General features: G+C 60.7%; 2 pseudogenes. One reads left to right on the top strand and one right to left on the bottom strand.

From position 1 onward, the window contains the following. Positions 1 to 68: pseudogene (locus ABT116_RS46340) on the bottom strand (FABP family protein); the annotation flags it as partial. A gap of 25 nt (positions 69 to 93) precedes the next feature. Here ABT116_RS46340 and acmB point away from each other — a divergent pair. Next, positions 94 to 1194, top strand: a pseudogene (gene acmB / locus ABT116_RS46335) (methyl acetate hydrolase AcmB); the annotation flags it as partial. Positions 1195 to 1407: the final 213 nt, after the last annotated feature.

Here is a 1407-nt window from a genome sequence, read left to right as displayed (position 1 = left end):
TTCTCGCCGACCCACATCAGATCGCTCTTGACGTAGCCGTACAGGCGCTTGCCGCCGGTGTAGGGCTGGGAGCAGGGGGCCGATCGCGTCCCGGGTGTGGTTGCGATGATCACGGATCGAGAAGGCAACATCTACGAGGGTGCTGCGGGTGAGCGGACACTAGGTTACGGCGTTCCGATGACCCTCGATACAACCTTTGCGCTCTTCTCCACAACCAAAGCGATCACCGGTACTGCTGTCCTGCAATGTGTGGAGGAGGGGTTGCTCGATCTCGATGCACCTGCAGCGACCTATGTTCCGGACATCGGTGAGCTGAAGGTCCTCGACGGTTTCGACGCCGGCGGAAACCCTGTTCTTCGGGAACCCAAGCGTGACATCACCACTCGCATGTTGCTCCTTCACACTGCAGGGTTCGGCTACGACTTCTTCAACGAGTCGTACAATCGGCTCTCGCAGGAACATGGGCAGCCCAGCGTGATCACGTGCAGCAAAGCGGCGCTCACGACACCGCTGCTCTTCGACCCGGGTGAGAAGTGGGAGTACGGCACCAACATCGACTGGGCCGGACAGGTCGTCGAGTCGATTCGAGGTCAGCGACTCGGCGATGTCATGCGCGAGCGCATCTTCGAACCGCTCGAGATGACGGATACGGCATTCACGATGAGCCCGTCGATGAAGGATCGACTTGCGCCGATCCATCAGCGTGAGAGCGACGGAAGCCTCACTCCGCTCATTGGATTCGAGCTTCCGTCCGAACCCGAGGTGCACATGGGTGGTCACGGTTTGCACGGCACTGTCGGCGACTACATGAAGTTCATTCGTATGTGGCTGAACGACGGCGTGGGCACTTCGGGTCGCGTGTTGTCGTCGGAGACGGTAGCTGCAGCCGTTCAGAACGGGCTCGAAGGCCAGCACGTGGGGTTGTTGCCCGGAGTTCTCCCGACACTGTCCAACGATGCGGAATTCTTCCCCGGTGTACCCAAAGGATGGGCATACTCCTTCATGACAAATGAAGAGGTGGCACCCACCGGTAGGCCGGCCGGATCGTTGGCTTGGGCGGGTCTGGCCAACCTCTATTACTGGATCGACCGGCAGACCGGCGTCGGAGGGTTCTGGGCAACGCAGATTCTGCCGTTCGCGGACGCTGGATCCATCAACGGATACCTGGAGTTCGAGACCGCCGTTTACCAGTGATCGGCTAGATTCCCGCTGTCCGGGATCGACTGTTTCTTTCGGGCGGGTTCGGAGTACGCATGCAGTACAGCGCACGCTGGCATACGACGAACTAGGAGACGGCATGAACAGCCTCGAAGGCAGCTTCGAAGGAAAAGTTGCACTGATCACCGGCGCCGGTGTCGTCGAGGCGGACGCGGCGCAGCGCGTCGAGCGGCTCGGACTCCCAGCCCA

Origin of the sequence: Streptomyces sp. NPDC002130 (assembly GCF_040296465.1) — a bacterium.
Taxonomy (GTDB): Bacteria; Actinomycetota; Actinomycetes; order Streptomycetales; family Streptomycetaceae; genus Streptomyces.
Note: the sequence above shows the minus strand (reverse complement) of the source record. Positions and strands in the feature narration are given on the sequence as shown.